1 pseudogene and 1 other annotated feature are annotated in these 1,326 nt (G+C 60.0%); the pseudogene reads left to right on the forward strand.

Annotated features, from left to right (window positions below):
* Nucleotides 1–50: 50 nt before the first annotated feature.
* A pseudogene (locus OQZ28_RS17500) lies at nucleotides 51–1,284 on the forward strand (IS3 family transposase).
* Nucleotides 338–453 (forward strand) — a sequence feature (AL1L pseudoknot). Its footprint overlaps the pseudogene before it by 116 nt.
* Nucleotides 1,285–1,326 lie beyond the last annotated feature (42 nt).

Raw genomic sequence — 1,326 nt, forward strand, 5'->3', positions numbered from 1 at the left:
TGAACTGCCCCGGGTTTACCGGAGAGTAAAACTCTCGGAGGATGAGCCCTATGGTAGAGAAGAAGAAGACATCGCGATATTCGCCTGAGTTCCGTGAGCGCGCCGTACGCCTTCTGGACGAGCATCGCTCGGATTACCCGAGCCTATCGGCGGCCTGTCGCGAGATTGGTGGCAAGCTGGGCTGCTCGGGCGACAGCCTGCACGACTGGTGGAAGCAGGCCCGACGGGACGCTGGGGCGCAACCGGGGCCGACCACGGCCGAGACGGCACGGATCAGGGCGTTGGAGCGTGAGGTCCGTGAACTGCGTCAGGCCAATGAGATCCTGAAGAAGGCTTCGGCTTATTTTGCTCAGGTAGCGCTCGAGCGCCCGTTTCGCAAATGATCGCGTTTATTGAAGCCTGCCGTGCCGATTACGGGTCGAGCCAATCTGTCGCGTTCTGCAGATTGCCCCGTCCACGTTTTACCAGCAGGCGGTCATGGCAAGAGATCCGGCCAGGGCCCGCCCGCGTGCCCTGCGCGATAGGGAACTGATGGACCATATCCACCGGATCTGGCGGGACAACCGTGCTGTTTATGGTGCGCGCAAGGTCTGGCACAGCCTGCAGCGTGAAGGACGACAGGTTGCGCGCTGCACTGTTGAGCGTCTGATGCGCAAGATGGGTCTGAAGGGTGTAATCCGGGGCCGGAAGGTCATCACGACCCGTCCGGATACGGCGCGCCCCTGTCCCGATGACAGGGTCAACCGGCAGTTCCGGGCCGAGGCCCCCAACCAGCTCTGGGTCTCGGACTTTACCTATGTCCAGACCTGGAATGGCATGGTCTATGTGGCGTTCGTCATTGATGTGTTCGCCCGCAGGATCGTGGGCTGGAAGGTCTCGACTTCCATGACCACCCAGTTCGTGCTCGATGCCCTTGAACAGGCCATCTGGCAACGAAAGCCCGCGGGAAACAAAGTGCTGATCCATCATTCGGACCGTGGATCACAATACCTGTCGATCCGATACACCGAACGCCTGGCGCTGGCTGACATCGATGCCTCGGTCGGCACGGTTGGTGACAGCTACGACAATGCACTGGCGGAAACCATCAACGGTTTATACAAGGCCGAGGTCATCCATCATCTGGGGCCATGGAAATCTATGGCGCAGGTCGAATGGGAAACCCTCAAGTGGGTGGACTGGTACAATAACCGACGCCTGCTGGCGCCAATCGGCTACAGGCCTCCCGCCGAAGCCGAACGCGCCTTCTATGCAGATCAGAGCAGACTTGATATCGCAGCCTGATTACTGAACAAATCCCTCTCCGGTAAACCCGGGGCAGTTCAC

This window comes from Komagataeibacter sp. NFXK3, from assembly GCF_054182245.1.